The sequence below is a fragment of the Methyloversatilis sp. genome (genome assembly GCF_030696805.1).
GTDB lineage: Bacteria > Pseudomonadota > Gammaproteobacteria > Burkholderiales > Rhodocyclaceae > Methyloversatilis.
Window position 1 is genome coordinate 38,796 of the sequence record NZ_JAUYRO010000118.1, and the last position, 15,709, is coordinate 54,504.

Genomic DNA, 15,709 nt, shown 5'->3' on the forward strand with positions numbered 1-15,709 from the left:
CACAGAGTCGCGCAGATCAAGGCGCTTGCGACAACTTATCGCGCTAATCTCTTGCTGCTAGCGAAGAATCCACTTACATGCAATGCCGGAGCGCCTTTGCGGTCAGCACCCACTTCACGGTATTCGAGGTGACTGCAGAAGATGCTGCGCCGCAGAAGAGAAATTCTCCAACGCTTTGTTTTCAAGCGAGAAAACAGTTTCAAAAACTACTTGAAACGGCTTGATTGATGTCTTACTTTGAAGCTGGCAGCCAGCATGTCGCAGGCTGGATCAACCCAAGGAGAGCAGGTAGCGGGGCCCAAGGGACACAAAAAAAGCCGCGCGCGATAAAGGCGCTGACGGCGTAACCGGAAGTACCAGTTCGTCAAAGGTTGCACTCAGTTTCTATTCAAGGCTCACGTCACGGACATCTCAACGGAGGTTGGTTATGACAATGCTTACACTGGATCAGGCAAAGGCACTTTTCAACAGCGGCAAGGCGGCGCAGATGTCGACGATGTACAACCACCACAGCAACAAGACATTCGGGGTGGTCGACAATCGGTCAGCTAAACGCACCGATCACTACTTCATCGGCGAAGGTGATCTCACCCACGTGGTGCCGGAAAAGTCTCCGACCTTTGATCGGAAGTAATGTCGCGGTCACCGCACGGCGGCACCCGTGTCGGTGCCGGCCGTAAACCCGTTGATCCGACGGTACCTGTCACTATCCGGCTCACACCGGAACAACGCGAGGTACTGAGGCGACGCGGCGTCGCAAAGTGGTTGCGACCGCTGCTCGACAAGACAGGCTGACAGGTTTCCTGCTCGATTCGCCGCCGGCGCATTCCACGCTGGCGGCGTTTTTCATTTCGGCCCGTTGCCGTTCAACCCATGGAGGGTGGCGGCGGCGCAATCAGCAGGGCGACCGCCTGCGCCGCAATGCCTTCACCGCGACCGGTGTAGCCCAGCTTTTCCGAAGTCTTTCCCTTTACATTCACAGCGTCCGGCGCGATGCCGCAGTCAGCCGCTATGTGGGCTGCCATCTGGGCCGCATGCGGCGTGATCTTCGGTTGTTCGCAGATCACCGTCGCGTCGATGTTGCCGATCAGCCAGCCCGTCTGGCGCACCCGTCTGACCGCCTCGCGCAGCAGCACACGGCTGTCGGCGCCTGCATAGGCCGCATCGGTGTCCGGGAACAGCCGGCCGATGTCGCCCAGGCCGGCGGCGCCGAGCAGGGCATCGGTGATCGCATGCAGCAGCACATCGGCGTCGGAATGGCCCAGCAGGCCCTTCCCGTGCGGAATGTTGACGCCGCCGATGATGCATTTTCGGCCGTCAACCAGTCGATGGACGTCGAATCCCTGGCCGATGCGGAATGGCAACGGCGGAGGATTGATCAGGCTGTTCATCGCGGTTCCTCCCGGGTGCGCAGGATCAGTTCGGCCAGTTTCATGTCTTCCGGCCAGGTCACCTTGAGGTTGCCGGCGCTCGATGCAACCAGTTTTGGCGCGAGGCCCGCTGCCTCGATCGCCGACGCTTCGTCGGTGACATCGGTGCCGCGGTCGAGCGCGTCGTGCAGCAGCGCAAGCCGGAACATCTGCGGGGTCTGCGCCTGCCACATGGCTAAGCGCGGCACGGTGCATTCGACCCTGTCATGAGCGTCGGCGCGCTTGAGGGTGTCGGCGACCGGTACGGCGAGCAGACCGCCGACGGCATCATCCGCCAGTTCGGTGATCAGCCTGTCCAGCAGCGCACCGCTGAGGCAGGGCCGCGCGGCGTCATGCACCAGCACCCAATCGTCAGGCCGCGCCCAGCCGGTCAGTTCGAACAGACCATTGCGCACCGACACCGCCCGGCTGGCACCGCCGCAATGCACCGGCATCAGCTTTTTCCCGAGCGCCGTCCAGTCATGGTCGCGCCAGTACAGGTCATCAGGCGACAGCACGACCACCACGCGGTCGATGCACGGGTGCGCGCACAGCGTCGCCAGCGCATGATGGATCAGCGGTTTGCCGGCCAGCGGCAGATACTGCTTCGGCAGATGCGCACCGAAACGGCTGCCGCTGCCGGCGGCGGGAACGAGCGCGATGTGGCGCGGCACAGGCCGCCCCTAAACCGCAAGCCAGCGCGACAGGTCGCGCTGCATGTCGGCGACCGATTCGAGCCCGATTGCAAGCCGGATCAGGCTGTCTCGGATGCCGGACGCGTCACGCGCCTCCTGCGAAATGCGACCGTGCGTCGTCGTCGCCGGGTGCGTGATCGTCGTTTTGGTGTCACCCAGGTTGGCGGTGATCGACAGCATGCGTGTCGAGTCGATCAGCTTCCACGCCTCGTCGCGTCCGCCCTTCACCTCAAACGCCACCACGGCGGCGCCTGAGCTCTGCTGGCGCATCGCAATGGCGTGCTGCGGATGCGATTCAAGACCTGGATAGAACACCCGTTCGACCCAGGCCTGCTTTTCGAGCCAGCGCGCCAGCTCCAGCGCCCGGGCCGACTGCGCTTCCATGCGGATGGATAGCGTTTCGAGCCCCTTCAGGATGATCCATGCATTGAACGGCGACAGCGTGGGGCCTGCAGTACGCAGGAAGCGGAGCACCTCGTCCATCTCTGCCTTGCGGCCGCACACCGCGCCGCCCAGTACGCGGCCCTGCCCGTCCAGATACTTGGTGGCGGAGTGGATGATGATGTCGGCACCCAGCTCGAGCGGCTTCTGCAGCGCCGGCGAACAGAAGCAGTTGTCGACCGCCAGCAGCGCGCCGGCCTCGTGCGCCACCTCGGCGACGGCCGCGATGTCGATCACCTCGGTCAACGGGTTCGACGGCGTTTCAATGAAGAACAGCCGGGTCTGCGGACGCACAGCCGCACGGTAGGCAGCGATGTCCGTTGCATCCACCAGCGTGGTCGAGATGCCGAACTTTTCGAAGTAGTTGGCAAACAGCTGCTGGGTCGAGCCGAAAATGCTGCGCGAAGCAATGATGTGGTCGCCGCCCTTGAGCAGCGCCATCACCATCGACAGGATGGCCGACATGCCGGAACTGGTGGCCACGCACGCCTCGGCACCTTCCAGCGCGGCAAGGCGGTCCTGCATCATCGTGACGGTAGGATTGGTGAAGCGCGCGTACACATTGCCGGGTGTGGCACCCGAAAAACGCGCCGCCGCCTCGGCAGCGTTGTTGAACACAAAACTCGACGTCAGGTAAAGCGCTTCGCTGTGTTCGCCGAACTGGCTGCGCTCGATGCCGGCGCGTACCGCCAGTGTTTCCGGATCGTAGTGATCCGGATCGAATGCCGCCGGACCGGACGGCGTAAGTTCAGGACTGCTCATGCTGTGCTCCAGCCGGCGCGAGTGCCGGCAATCAGGTATCGAAAAAGCGGAAAACGGACAAGCGAAAACACAAGCCCCAAAAGAAAAACCCGTTTTGCCGGTAGGGCAAAACGGGTTCGGGAATGCATTCGTTTCGCCGCTTTAGCCGTATTTGTCCGGGTCAGTGTCTCGAAGCGACCTCGACCCGCGCGCCCGCAAGCTGGATTCAAATCGGCGCATATCCGGACATTACTGCCGGTCCGCCAGGCAGGTCAAGCCGGATCTCGGGAAAGCTCATGAACCTTTTCAGGCGTTTTCTTCCGAGGTGACCAGATTCAGGTCAAGCTGACCGCTGTCGTCATCGGACTGCGGCGGCGCGCCCTTGCGCTGGTTTTCGACGCCATCGAGGTAGGCGGCGGTCACGTCGCCAGTGACGTAGCAGCCGTCGAAGCACGATGTTTCAAACTGTTCGATCGACGGGTTGCAGGCGGTGATCGAGGCTTTGAGCATGTCCAGTGTCTGGTAGATCAACTCGTCGGCACCGATGGCGACGCGGATTTCCTCGTCGGAGCGGTTGGCCGCGATCAGCTCGTCGCGCGTCGGCATGTCGATTCCGTACACGTTGGCGAAACGCACCGGCGGCGCCGCCGAGGCGAAGTACACCTTCTGCGCGCCGGCTTCGCGCGCCATCAGCACGATTTCCTGGCTGGTGGTGCCGCGTACGATCGAGTCGTCGACCAGCAGCACGTTCTTGCCGCGAAACTCCTGCGTGATCGCATTGAGCTTCTGGCGCACTGACTTCCGACGCACTGCCTGGCCCGGCATGATGAAGGTACGGCCGATGTAGCGATTCTTCACGAAGCCTTCGCGGTAAGGCACGTCGAGCACGCGGGCCAGTTCCATCGCCGACGGACGACTGGAATCGGGAATCGGGATGACCGCGTCGATCTGCAGGCCGGCGTGGTCGCGCTGGATCTTCTGGGCAAGAAATTCGCCCATCTTCACGCGCGATTCGTACACCGACACGCCATCCATCAGCGAATCGGGGCGCGCCAGGTACACGTATTCGAACAGACAGGGCGCCTGCGTCGGGTGCGCGGCGCATTGCAGCGACTGCATCGTGCCTTCCGGCGAGATCAGCACCGCCTCGCCAGGCGCGATGTCGCGCAGCAGCGTGAAGCCCAGCGTATCGAGCGCAACGCTCTCCGAGGCGACCAGCCATTCGGTGCCCTGTTCGGTCTCGTGTGTGCCGATGACCAGCGGGCGGATCCCGTACGGATCGCGGAACGCAAGCAGTCCGAAGCCGGCGATCATCGCCACCACGGCATAGGCGCCGCGACAGCGCCGATGCACGCCGGCCACGGCGCGGAACACCGTCTGCTCGTCGAAGGTCGGCCGCTCGCGCAGCGACTGCATCATTTCGTGCGCCAGCACGTTCAGCAGCACTTCCGAATCGGACGTGGTGTTGATGTGCCGCAGGTCGGTGCGGAACATGTCGACCTTCAACTCTTCCGAATTCGTCAGATTGCCGTTGTGCGCCAGCACGATGCCGAACGGCGAATTGACATAGAAAGGCTGCGCTTCGGCCGCGTTGTAGGCAGATCCGGCGGTCGGGTAGCGCACGTGCGCGATGCCCCAGTCACCGAGCAGGGTGCGCATGTTGCGCGTGCGGAACACGTCGCGCACCAGTCCGGAACTCTTGTGCATGTGGAATTTCTGGCCCTGCGCGGTGGCGATGCCGGCCGCGTCCTGGCCACGGTGCTGCAGCACGAGCAGCCCGTCGTACAGGAGCTGATTGACGGGAGAAGTGGCAACGACGCCGAGTATTCCGCACATGATGGTCAGGCCTTAAATCGAATCTTCTTTGCCACTGCATCCGGCAGCCACGGGCGCAGGGCGATTGCTGCGGTTTCCAGCGGCGGCGTCAGCGCCGCCGCGCGCCACCACGGTTGTTCGGGGGCGGGCGTGAAGGCTGCACCGACCACGATCAGAAGCAGTATAAATGCGGCCCGAGCCAGCCCAAACAAGCCCCCGAGCACACGATCGGGAAAATCGAGTCCGGTCGCCTTGATCAGCGAGCGCAAAACCCAGCGCAATACGCCACATAACAACAACACCGCGACGAAGGCGAGCGCGAAACCGCTGACCATGCGCAACCCCGGATCCTGCAGGCCGGCCGGCAGCAGCAGCGCGACATCGCCGCCGAACTGTCGGGCGACGATGAAGGCAAGCACCCACGCCGCCAGGGCGATCACTTCGCTGACCAGACCGCGCATCAACCCGATCGACGTGGACACGGCCACGATCGCGATCAGGATGTAGTCCAGCACAGTCATGCAGCCGGCGCCACCATCGAACGCATGCCGGCCGCTTCAAGCTTGCGTTGCGCAGCTTCGGCTGCGGCGCGACTCGGAAACGGCCCGACCTTGACGCGGGTGCGCGACTGGCCGTTTTCCAGTTTCACCGGTTCGGTGAAGGTAGGGAAACCCAGTTCCCTGGCACGCGCCCGAAGTTTGGCCACATTGGCCGCGTCGCTGAACACGCCCAGTTGCAGTGCAAAGGACCCCGACTTGCCATCAAGCAGGGCGGCCACGCGCGACACTTCGCTGGCTGCAGCCGGCGCAGCAGCCGGTTTGGGCGGCTCGGCCTTAGCTGGAGCGGCAACCGGCGCGGGCGGCACGACGGGCACTGACTCGGTCGTCACCGGCGCATTGGATTCGGAATCAGGCGGCGCGGGCGGAATCATCACATCGGCCTCGGTCGTCTCCGGCCGCGCCGGCTGGGCAAGTGCCGGCAGGCTGTCACGCGGCGGAATGCGCACTGCGATGTCCTGCGCCGGGGCGCGCGGCTCGTGGTCCATCACGACCGGCAGCACGATGGCTGCGGTCAGGGCGAGCGCAATGGCGCCGAGCAGGCGCCGGCGGGCGCGCTTGCGCAATTCAGTCTGGAGATCGGGTGCGGTAGAAGCCACGTCGGGCACATCCTGCGGGTGGGGTCAGCCTTTGGCAGGCAAGGGCGAGTGCGCGTATTCGCGCATGACTTCGGCGACGGTGAGGAAGGATCCGAACACCACGATTCTATCATCTGCACCCACCCGTTCCCGGGTCGCCTGCCACGCGTCGACCGGGCTGGCGAAGGTTGACACGCTCCCCGGAATGCCCTGTTCGGCAATCATTACGGCGATATCGGCGGCCAGCGTACCGCGCGGGCCGCCGAGGTCGCACAGCATCCAGTGGTCGATGCGTCCCTTGAGCCGGTCGAGCACGCCTGCGATGTCCTTGTCGCGCAGCATGCCGAGCACGGCCCAGGTTTCCGGGTAGAAACCCATGCTGGACAGGTTCTCGTTCAGCACCGAGGCGGCGTGCGGGTTGTGCGCGACGTCGAAGATGACGGACGGACGACCGGGCATCACCTGGAAGCGACCGGGCAGTTCGACCGTGGCCAACCCTAGCCGGATGTCGCCCACCGACACAGGGACCTGGTCGGACATGGCGTCCAGCGCCGTGATCACCGCCGATGCATTGAGCAGCTGGTTGGCACCGCGCAGCGCCGGATAGCCCAGCCCGCCGCGCTTGACCAGCCGCTCGGGCTCGCGCCGCCAATAGCCCCACTGCTGCCGATCACCGGCAAAGCCGAAATCGCGGCCGGACACCTTGAGCACCGCGCCGATCGTCTGGGCGTATTCGATCACCGTGGCCGGCGGCACCGGATCCCCGACGATGGCCGGACGCCCCGCGCGGAAAATGCCGGCCTTCTCGCGACCGATCAGTTCGCGCGTATCACCGAGATATTCCATGTGGTCGAGATCGACGCTGGTGACGATGGCGCAGTCGGCGTCGAATGCGTTCACCGCGTCAAGCCGGCCACCCAGCCCCACTTCCATCACGATCACATCGAGGTCAGCGCGCTCGAACACCTGCCATGCGCCCAGTGTGCCGAATTCGAAATAGGTCAGCGCGGTGTCGCCGCGCGCCTGTTCGACCTCGGCAAATCCGGCGCACAGAGCCTCATCGCTGGCCGGTTCGCCGTTGATGCGCACGCGTTCGTTGTAGGCCAGCAGATGCGGCGACGTATAAGTGCCGACACGATAGCCGGCACAACGCAGGATGCGTTCGAGCATGGCACAGGTCGAACCTTTGCCGTTCGTGCCACCAACGATGAACAGCGGGATGCGTTGCGTGATGCCAAGCGCCGCCTTGACGCTGAGCACGCGGTCCAGCCCGAGCTGGATCACCTTCGGATGCAGGCCTTCGAGGTGCTGCAGCCACTCGGTAAGCGTCAGCGGCATCGGATCGACAGGCCGGGCACTGTTGTCATGCGACGCAGAGGTCGCGGATCGGTCCGCTTCAGCACGTCAGTGCAGGCATGCGTTGCAACGCGGACAGCAGGCCGGCGATGCGGTCGGGCATTTCGCGGCGATCAACAATCATGTCGACAGCGCCCTTTTCGACCAGGAACTCGGCGCGCTGGAATCCTTCCGGCAGCTTTTCGCGCACCGTCTGTTCGATCACGCGCGGGCCGGCGAAACCGATCAGCGCGCCTGGCTCGGCGATGACGATGTCGCCCATGAATGCAAAGCTGGCGGATACGCCGCCCATGGTCGGGTCGGTCAGCACCGAAATGAAGGGCAGCCTGTGCTGCGCCAGCTGGGTGAGCGCAGCGGTGGTCTTGGCCATCTGCATCAGCGAAAACAGACCTTCCTGCATGCGCGCACCGCCGCTCGCCGCGATGCACACGAAAGGCAGCCGTTGTTCGACCGCGACGCGCACGCCGCGCACGAAACGTTCGCCGACGACCGAACCCATCGATCCACCGAGAAATTCGAATTCGAAACAGGCGACTACCACCGGCACCGTCCGGATCGCACCCTGCAGGACGATGAGTGCATCACCCTCGCCGGTTTCGTCGGCCGCCGCGTTCAGGCGATCGGCGTAACGTTTGCTGTCACGGAACTTAAGCGGATCGACCGGCATGACTTCGGCGCCGATCTCGAAGCGGCCTTCTCGGTCGAGCAGGGCGTCGAGCCGCACGCGGGCACGTACCCGCGAGTGGTGACTGCATTTCGGACAGACGCCGGTATTGGCCGCCAGATCGGCGGTGTAGAGCACCGCTTCGCAAGCCGGACACTTCGACCACAGACCTTCGGGCACCGACTTGCGCCCGGCAGCCTCGCTGCGGTTGATCTTTGGCGGCAGCAGCTTCTGCAGCCAACTCATGCCGCCACCTCGACGCTGTCCATCGCCGTGCGGATGCCGCTCAGCAGTGTCTTCACGCGCGGCAGTATTTCGTCTGCCGGACTGTTCTCGATTTCCTCGATGATACGGCTGCCGATGACAACCGCGTCGGCCACCACAGCCAGCGCCTTCGCCGACGCGCCATCACGTACGCCAAAGCCGACGCCGACCGGCAGGCCGACCATGTCGCGGATCAGCGGAATGCGCTTCGATACGGCATCGATGTCGATGTGGCCGGCGCCGGTCACGCCTTTCAGCGACACGTAGTAGATGTAGCCGCTGCCGATTTCGCCGACGGCGCGGATGCGTGCGTCGGTCGAGGTTGGCGCCAGCAGGAAGATGACGTCCAGCCCGGCTGCGCGAACCACCTTCGCGAACTCGCGCGACTCTTCCGGCGGGTAATCCACGACCAGCACGCCGTCCGCACCGGCCGCCGAGGCAGCGTCGGCGAAGGCGTCGACGCCCATTGCCTCGATCGGGTTGGCATAGCCCATCAGCACCACCGGCGTCGTCGTGTTGCGGGTGCGGAATTCGGCCACCGCCGCGATCACCTGGCGCAGGGACACCTTCTTGAGCAACGCTCGTTCGGACGCGCGCTGTATCGTCGGGCCATCGGCCATCGGGTCGGAAAAGGGTACCCCGAGTTCGATGATGTCGGCACCCGCCTCGACCAGCGTGTGCATCAGCGGGACCGTGACCGACAGGTCCGGGTCGCCCGCGGTGACGAATGGAATCAGCGCCTTGCGACCGGCGGCGTCCAGCGCGGACAATGTTTGAGTGATTCGGGACATTTTCGGAAACCGTCGCCGGGCGGCTTCCGCCACCCGGCTGACAACAGGATGGTGGAAAAGCAGGTCAGAACTTGATGCCGGACTTCTCGGCCACGGTATGCATGTCCTTGTCACCGCGACCGGACAGATTGACCAGCAGCACCGCGTCCTTTGACATGCCGGCCGCCATCTTCATCGCGTAGGCGACGGCGTGCGACGATTCGAGCGCCGGAATGATGCCTTCCATGCGGCAGGTCTTGTGGAAGGCGGCCAGCGCTTCCTCGTCGTCAATCGCCACATATTCGGCGCGGCCGCAGTCCTTCAGCCAGGCGTGCTCCGGACCGACGCCCGGGTAATCGAGGCCGGCCGACACCGAATGGGTTTCGATGATCTGGCCGATTTCGTCCTGCAGCAGATAGGTGCGATTGCCGTGCAGCACCCCCGGGCGTCCGGCGCACAGCGACGCCGAATGCATCCCGGTCGAAATGCCGTGCCCGGCCGCCTCGACGCCGATCAGGCGCACGTCCGGATACGGAATGTAGGGATAGAAGATGCCCATCGCGTTCGAGCCGCCACCGACACAGGCGATCACGGCGTCCGGCTGACGGCCGATCATTTCCGGCATCTGCCACTTGCACTCTTCGCCGATGACCGACTGGAAGTCGCGCACCATCATCGGATAAGGATGCGGACCGGCCACTGTACCGATGATGTAGAAGGTGTTGGCGACGTTGGTCACCCAGTCGCGCATGGCTTCATTCAGCGCGTCCTTGAGCGTCTTCGAGCCGCATTCGACCGGCACTACCGTGGCACCGAGCAACTTCATCCGATAGACGTTGGCCGCCTGGCGCTTCACGTCCTCGCTGCCCATGTAGACCACGCATTCCATGCCGAGACGGGCCGCGATCGTTGCCGTGGCAACGCCGTGCTGGCCGGCACCGGTTTCGGCGATCACGCGCGGCTTGCCCATGTGTTTGGCCACCATGGCCTGGCCGATCACGTTGTTGATCTTGTGCGCGCCGGTGTGGTTCAGGTCTTCGCGCTTGAGGTAGATCTGCGCCCCACCGGCCGCGTCGGACAGGCGGCGGGCATGGAAGATCGGGCTCGGGCGGCCGACGTAATGCTTCAGCTCGTACTCGAATTCAGCACGGAACGCCGGTTCGTCCTTCAATGATTCGTAGGTGTCGCGCAGTTCATCGAGCGCGGCAATCAGGGTTTCGGCGACGAAGGTGCCGCCGTACGGGCCAAAATGCCCGGTCGTGTCCGGCAGGTTGTAGGCGGAGGCAGATACCTCAGCCGGCAGGTCGAGCTTCCCCATTTTCCACTCCTGATATGAACGCGGCCACCCTGGCCACGTCCTTGATTCCTTTGGCGGATTCCACTCCGCTGCTCACATCTACCGCCGCCGGAGCAACGCGTCTGACCGCGTCTGACACAGTCTCCGGGTCCAGCCCGCCGGACAGGATCACGGGCAATGGAAGTTCGTGCGGAATCAGCGTCCAGTCAAAGCATTTTCCTGAACCGCCCCAACCCTCCGAGTACGCATCCAGCAGCAGCGCACGCGCTGAACGAAACCTGACTGCGCATTCTAGCAAATCCAGCCCCGGCCTCACCCGGACTGCTTTGATGTACGGCAGGCCGAAACGTTCGCAGTCGTCCGGCGTCTCGTCGCCGTGAAACTGCAGGCAATCAAGACACGCCTCGCGCGCCGCCTCACCGATCAGTCCGGCGTCTTCATTGACGAACAGCCCGACCCGCGTGACGAATGGCGGCACCAGGAGCGCCAGCGCCGCCGCCCTTTCTAGCGTTACGGCGCGCGGGCTCGGCGGATACAGCACGAACCCGACCGCGTCGACACCCAGTGCCAGCGCACCGCTCAGGTCGAATTCGCGGGTGAAGCCACACACCTTGATACGGGTCCTGCGCACCATGCGCCCCTGGAGATGATCGTGAAGATAGTTCAGCCGGGTGCCACGCCCGGTCCGATTGCCGGAAGGCGCACCCCTTGCTGGCTCGCCGGCAAATGCCAACGCGCATCGTAGCCCACCCCGGCCAGATAGAGGCCACTGGCGGAAAAAGTGGGGGCTCCCAGTCGCCGGTCCTGCCCTGCCAGCAGTTCGCCGATCCATGGGGGATCTCGCCGGCAGCACCCGACCTCCACCAGCGCGCCGATGATGTTGCGCACCATGTGATGCAGGAAGGCGTTGGCCGTCAGGTCGAACATTATCCAGTCGCCCTGGCGCATCAGCGTCAGCTCGGACAAGGTGCGTACCGGACTGCGCGCCTGACATTCCGACGAGCGGAAGGCGGAAAAATCATGCGTGCCGATCAGCTCGACCGCGGCGGCCTGCATACGGACCTCGTCGAGCGGACGGTGGAACCAGCCGGCCAAAGTCGCCGACAGCGCCGGACGGACAGGATGGTTGTAAAGGCAGTAGCGGTAGCTGCGCGAATGTGCCGAAAAACGAGCGTTGAAATCGTCAGCGACCGGCGCAGCCCAGCGCACGGCAACCGAAGACGGCAGCAGCGCATTGCAGCCGCGTACCCAAGCCGTGTCCGGGCGCATTGCAGAGGTATCGAAATGCACCACCTGGGCGGTCGCATGGACACCGCTATCGGTGCGGCCGGAAGCCTGCACGCGAAGCGGATGCGCCGCGATGGCTGACAAGGCAGCTTCCAGCGTGTCCTGCACCGTGGGCCCGACGACCTGTGACTGCCAGCCGCGAAAGGCCGATCCGTCGTATTCGACACCCAGCGCAATACGCACGTCAGGCCCAGTGCCAGAGCGCAAGCAGGCCAGCGGCAGCGGCCAGTACGACACGATCCATCGAGGCCAGCGGTGCGCACGCCTCGACCGGCAGGGGCGTTCCGCTGTCGCCGTCTTCCAGCCAGGAACGCCAATCGCGTCCGGGCACCTGGTGATCGAGTTCGTGCAGGACGAGTTGCAGGCGCAAGGCGAAGCTTCCGGGCGAAGGAGGATCCGCCGACATCGGATGAACCAGTCGGTGAATGGCCCCGGTGAGCCGCGCTGGCGTCAGCCGTTCCAGCAAGACGGCGACGGCAGCGGCCATGCCAATAAGCTTGCTCATGGCAGACAGGGCAGCCAGCAGGCCTTCGACACTCGGGCCCGCCGCAAAATCGGGTATCAGCAGACGCCCGGGCGTGGCGAACGCAAAGGTGAGCAGGACGGCAAGCAGCAACCAACGCAGACGGCGCAGCAGGCGAAGAAAACGACGCGGGGCGAACAGGAGGGCGCAGGTGATCGATATGCCCGACCACAGCTCATGCCAGGGCGAGCCCGCCACCTGCCCGGCAAGCAGCCAGAACAGCCAGAGCGCAAGCAGCGTAGCCGCATGCAGGCGCGGCACGGAAGGATCAGTATCGGTAGCGTACATGAGGACGACGCAGGAACATTGCGTCAAGCATAGCGCCAGGCGGGGCCCGGGCGAACAGGACAGGCGAGCGAATTTTCAGCCGGGACGCGGGTATGTGCGCTGTGCGGGGCGGATCGGCCCGAAGGCCGATCCATCTGCTGCAATGTCCCGTTCAGGCAAGTTTGGCGAGCATTTCACTCGCCTGCGACTGCTGGTCCATCGTGCCTTCGCGCACGACTTCCTGCAGCAGTTCGCGCGCACCTTCCTTGTCGCCCATTTCTTCATAGGCGCGCGCCAACTCGAGCTTGGTCTCCGCTTCTTCCGCTGCCGTTTGCGGCGGCTCTTCGCTCGCGAGCATATCTTCCGGATTGATCACGGTGGAGACCGAAGACTCGCTCAGATCCGGCAGTGCCTGCGGCGCTGGTTCTTCGAACGCCTGCACCGCATCGCCGACCACATCTGTTTCCAGCGCATGCAGGGGGTCACCGACGATGTCGGTTTCAAGCGTGGATGGATCAGTGCCCAGATCGAGGTTGATGTCCGACAGATCGATCACCGGTTCGGCTGTCGCCTGAGCCGGCGCGTCCGATGCGTCGAAGTTGAAGTCGATCAGATTGCCTACGTCGGTGCGTTCCAGATCGACCACCGCACCGCTGGCCGCGGCATCCGGATCGTCGCCCGCCGCCGGCAACGACAAATCAAGATCGAAACCCTGCGAGGACTGGGCAAGGGCTTCCGCCGTGTCTGCGACATTCTTTTCCAGGATGACGGTACTGACGTCCTTCTTCGGCTCGTCCGACGTGAAGTCGAGACCGAGATCGAAATCAAGCGAAGAATCCGCATCGGACTCCTCACCCGGCTTGGTCATTGTGGTGGCGACGCCGACCACTGGCGCTTCCGCCAGTGGCGCCGCTGACTGGATGTCGAGATCGAAATCGAGGTCCGTATCCACCTTCGCTGCCGGCACTTCCGGGGCACCGAGGTCGAGCTTGTTCCGATCCAGCGCAATCGTCGGTTCGCTGCCCGATGCGAGCTGGCCGATGTCACCCGGCAACGTCCAGGTATCGCGCATCTTGTCGGCGCCCGATACGACAACGGTAGCCGCCATCGAAGCCTGTTCGTCAAAACCGTCGTCCGGTGCCTCGCCGCCACCGTACAGCGGATTGGTCGGATCAACCGAGCGGCCCAGCAAGGCCGCCTTTTCCCAGTCCGCGCCACGACCGCCCGTCTGCGCGTAGAGCTCGGTCGCCATCGTTTCGAATGGCTTGATCGATTTCCGCTGAGCATAGATTTCGAGCAACTTCAGATGGATTGCATGACGGCTCGGCTCGGTCTTCAGCGCTTCAAGCAGGATTTCTTCCGCCTGCGCATCGCGACCGTAAGCCATGTAAACATCGGCTTCCGCAACCGGATCAACCCCTTCGTCAGCGTCGATCGACGACAGCGAAGACTGGCTGAAATCGGTCTGGATCGAACTGGCGCTGGTATCGACGCTCTGGCCACCACCCGTTGCACCGATCACCGACGATGCGGCAGGCATTGCCTCGAGACCGGCTGTGGTCGAAGGCGTTGCGTCCGGCAGGGGCTGGCGGGCCTTTGACTTGCGATAGCCGAGGTAACCCAGGACGAGCAGCAACACGGCCCCCAATCCGCCCAACGTCTTGGGATCGGAGAACAGCCCCGGCTGTTCAGGTTCGGGGGCGGGTTCGGGCACCGGAGCAGATGCGGCGACCGGCGGCACGGGTTCCGACTTGGGCGGCTCGATAGCCACCGGAGGCTCGGCCGGCTTTTCAGCCGGCTCCTCATCGGCCAGCGCCACCAGATCCGGCACTTCCTTGTCTTCGGGCTTCGCCGCATCGGCAGCGAGATCCGGCACTGGCTTTTCGGTCGGTTGGACGACAGGCACCGGAGCGGGAACGGGCGCCGGTGCGGGCGTCGTTGCCGGTGTCTGCGGCGTTGCCGCCTGCTGCTGCGCCTGCGCCATCGGGGTGTTCTTCAGCTCAACCAGCTTCTGCAACTCACGCACATTGCGTTCGAGATCGGCCAGACGGCTGTTGGCGTCCTTGAGCGCGCGTTCCTTCGCAACCACTTCCTCTTCGAGCGCACTGATCTTGCGGTCGCTTTCGGCCGCAGATTTCGACACCCTGACCTGGTCGGATGCTGCAGCGGCAGAGGGTGCGCGATCGTCGACTCGCGCCTCGATCTTTCCGGACGCAGCGCGACTACCGGTATCTGCCGCCGACGGTGCATCGGCCACGGCTCCTGCCAGGCGAGCGCGGTAGGCCGCGAAGTCACTGGTCTGGGCCATCACTATTTTGCGCGCTTCCTGCGGCGACACGGCTTGCGCGGCCGACTGATCGGGGATTGCGAGAATACGCCCGGCGCGCAGGCGATTCATGTTGCCGTTTTCGAAGGCTTCCGGATTGGCCTGAACCAGCGCCACAAGCATCTGGTCGAGGCTGACGCCGGCTGGCATGTACTCGCCAGCGATACGGCTCAGCGTATCGCCGCGCTTCACTTCATGGATGTTGTCGGCGCGCGCGCGCGCTGGCGCTGGCGCCGAAGGCGCTCTGGTCACTGCACGCGGCTCTGCGCTCTTGACTACGACCGGATCAACCGGCGCCGGTCGCGGCATGTCGGCCGGGTCGAGCAGGAAAGTATATTCGCGGACCAGCTTGCCGGACGACCAGTTCAGCTCTATCAGGACATCCAGATAAGGCTCGTTCACCACCCGATCGCTGGTCACGACCAGCACCGGGCGCGACCCGCGTTTTTCAACTGCGACCTTGACGCCGCTCAGACTGGTGGCGTATTCGACGCCGGCCTGCTTGAAGGCACTTGGCGGCGCGAGCCTGGCGGTCATCGAAGCCAGTTCGTCCGCGCTGGCGGACAACTCGACTTCTGCACGGAGTGTCTGTCCGATAGCGGACTGAACGGTGAGTTTGCCCAGACCGGCTGCACCGGCTGTCAGCGGAAGCGCTGACAGCAACGCGGTCAACAGGCGGATCGAATGTTTTTTATCGCTATGACGCACCGCGTTTTCCT

The 15,709-nt window shown here is 64.2% G+C and carries 15 protein-coding genes; 1 reads left to right on the forward strand and 14 read right to left on the reverse strand.

Annotation, left to right across the window (positions count from 1 at the left end; genetic code table 11):
* Positions 1 to 433: 433 nt before the first annotated feature.
* Entirely contained in the window at positions 434 to 634 is a 201-nt protein-coding gene (locus Q8R75_RS19300; RefSeq protein WP_305626085.1) for a hypothetical protein, read from the forward strand.
* Positions 635 to 866: 232 nt separating this feature from the next.
* On the opposite strand, the gene ispF is transcribed toward Q8R75_RS19300, so the two are convergent.
* The 14 genes from ispF to Q8R75_RS19370 form a co-directional block, all read right to left on the reverse strand.
* Entirely contained in the window at positions 867 to 1,391 is a 525-nt protein-coding gene (gene ispF / locus Q8R75_RS19305; RefSeq protein WP_305613539.1) for a 2-C-methyl-D-erythritol 2,4-cyclodiphosphate synthase, read from the reverse strand.
* Positions 1,388 to 2,083: a 2-C-methyl-D-erythritol 4-phosphate cytidylyltransferase gene (ispD, locus tag Q8R75_RS19310; RefSeq protein WP_305613540.1), complete on the reverse strand. Its 696-nt coding sequence runs from the start codon at positions 2,081 to 2,083 to the stop codon at positions 1,388 to 1,390. Before ispD ends, ispF begins: the two co-directional genes overlap by 4 nt.
* Positions 2,084 to 2,092: 9 nt before the next feature.
* Entirely contained in the window at positions 2,093 to 3,307 is a 1,215-nt protein-coding gene (locus tag Q8R75_RS19315; RefSeq protein ID WP_305626084.1) for an O-succinylhomoserine sulfhydrylase, read from the reverse strand.
* Between the two features lie 285 nt (positions 3,308 to 3,592).
* A complete protein-coding gene (purF, locus tag Q8R75_RS19320; protein WP_305613542.1) occupies positions 3,593 to 5,122 on the reverse strand; it encodes an amidophosphoribosyltransferase in 1,530 nt (509 codons plus the stop codon).
* 5 nt (positions 5,123 to 5,127) lie between these two features.
* On the reverse strand, positions 5,128 to 5,622 hold the full coding sequence (locus Q8R75_RS19325) for a CvpA family protein (RefSeq protein WP_305613543.1): 495 nt from the start codon (positions 5,620 to 5,622) through the stop codon (positions 5,128 to 5,130).
* Positions 5,619 to 6,257, reverse strand: coding sequence for an SPOR domain-containing protein (locus Q8R75_RS19330; RefSeq protein ID WP_305613544.1), 639 nt, complete (start codon positions 6,255 to 6,257; stop codon positions 5,619 to 5,621). Before Q8R75_RS19330 ends, Q8R75_RS19325 begins: the two co-directional genes overlap by 4 nt.
* Before the next feature lie 24 nt (positions 6,258 to 6,281).
* Positions 6,282 to 7,574, reverse strand: a complete 1,293-nt coding sequence (folC, locus tag Q8R75_RS19335) for a bifunctional tetrahydrofolate synthase/dihydrofolate synthase (RefSeq protein WP_305613545.1) — start codon at positions 7,572 to 7,574, stop codon at positions 6,282 to 6,284.
* A gap of 58 nt (positions 7,575 to 7,632) precedes the next feature.
* Complete coding sequence (accD, locus tag Q8R75_RS19340) at positions 7,633 to 8,502, reverse strand: acetyl-CoA carboxylase, carboxyltransferase subunit beta (RefSeq protein ID WP_305617319.1); 870 nt, start codon at positions 8,500 to 8,502, stop codon at positions 7,633 to 7,635.
* A complete protein-coding gene (gene trpA, locus Q8R75_RS19345; protein WP_305614156.1) occupies positions 8,499 to 9,311 on the reverse strand; it encodes a tryptophan synthase subunit alpha in 813 nt (270 codons plus the stop codon). The genes accD and trpA overlap by 4 nt, the downstream gene beginning before the upstream one ends.
* A gap of 64 nt (positions 9,312 to 9,375) precedes the next feature.
* Positions 9,376 to 10,608 carry a tryptophan synthase subunit beta gene (gene trpB, locus Q8R75_RS19350; RefSeq protein WP_305663827.1) on the reverse strand — a complete coding sequence of 411 codons (1,233 nt, stop codon included), beginning with the start codon at positions 10,606 to 10,608 and terminating at the stop codon, positions 9,376 to 9,378.
* Positions 10,583 to 11,221, reverse strand: coding sequence for a phosphoribosylanthranilate isomerase (locus Q8R75_RS19355; protein ID WP_305614158.1), 639 nt, complete (start codon positions 11,219 to 11,221; stop codon positions 10,583 to 10,585). The genes trpB and Q8R75_RS19355 overlap by 26 nt, the downstream gene beginning before the upstream one ends.
* A 29-nt stretch (positions 11,222 to 11,250) precedes the next feature.
* Positions 11,251 to 12,057, reverse strand: coding sequence for a tRNA pseudouridine(38-40) synthase TruA (truA, locus tag Q8R75_RS19360; RefSeq protein WP_305614159.1), 807 nt, complete (start codon positions 12,055 to 12,057; stop codon positions 11,251 to 11,253).
* A 1-nt stretch (position 12,058) separates the two neighbouring features.
* Positions 12,059 to 12,658 (reverse strand): hypothetical protein, encoded by a 600-nt coding sequence (locus Q8R75_RS19365; RefSeq protein ID WP_305614160.1) that lies wholly within the window; start codon positions 12,656 to 12,658, stop codon positions 12,059 to 12,061.
* A 178-nt stretch (positions 12,659 to 12,836) separates the two neighbouring features.
* Positions 12,837 to 15,698 (reverse strand): FimV/HubP family polar landmark protein, encoded by a 2,862-nt coding sequence (locus Q8R75_RS19370; protein ID WP_305614161.1) that lies wholly within the window; start codon positions 15,696 to 15,698, stop codon positions 12,837 to 12,839.
* Positions 15,699 to 15,709 lie beyond the last annotated feature (11 nt).

Bases quoted from the DNA above. Each gene is read 5' to 3' on its own strand.
- accD (WP_305617319.1), bottom strand. From the start codon at position 8,502: ATGAGTTGGCTGCAGAAGCTGCTGCCGCCAAAGATCAACCGCAGCGAG.
- Q8R75_RS19315 (WP_305626084.1), bottom strand. From the start codon at position 3,307: ATGAGCAGTCCTGAACTTACGCCGTCCGGTCCGGCGGCATTCGATCCG.
- Q8R75_RS19325 (WP_305613543.1), bottom strand. From the start codon at position 5,622: ATGACTGTGCTGGACTACATCCTGATCGCGATCGTGGCCGTGTCCACG.
- Q8R75_RS19355 (WP_305614158.1), bottom strand. From the start codon at position 11,221: ATGGTGCGCAGGACCCGTATCAAGGTGTGTGGCTTCACCCGCGAATTC.
- folC (WP_305613545.1), bottom strand. From the start codon at position 7,574: ATGCCGCTGACGCTTACCGAGTGGCTGCAGCACCTCGAAGGCCTGCAT.
- trpA (WP_305614156.1), bottom strand. From the start codon at position 9,311: ATGTCCCGAATCACTCAAACATTGTCCGCGCTGGACGCCGCCGGTCGC.
- trpB (WP_305663827.1), bottom strand. From the start codon at position 10,608: ATGGGGAAGCTCGACCTGCCGGCTGAGGTATCTGCCTCCGCCTACAAC.
- Q8R75_RS19300 (WP_305626085.1), top strand. From the start codon at position 434: ATGCTTACACTGGATCAGGCAAAGGCACTTTTCAACAGCGGCAAGGCG.
- ispF (WP_305613539.1), bottom strand. From the start codon at position 1,391: ATGAACAGCCTGATCAATCCTCCGCCGTTGCCATTCCGCATCGGCCAG.
- purF (WP_305613542.1), bottom strand. From the start codon at position 5,122: ATGTGCGGAATACTCGGCGTCGTTGCCACTTCTCCCGTCAATCAGCTC.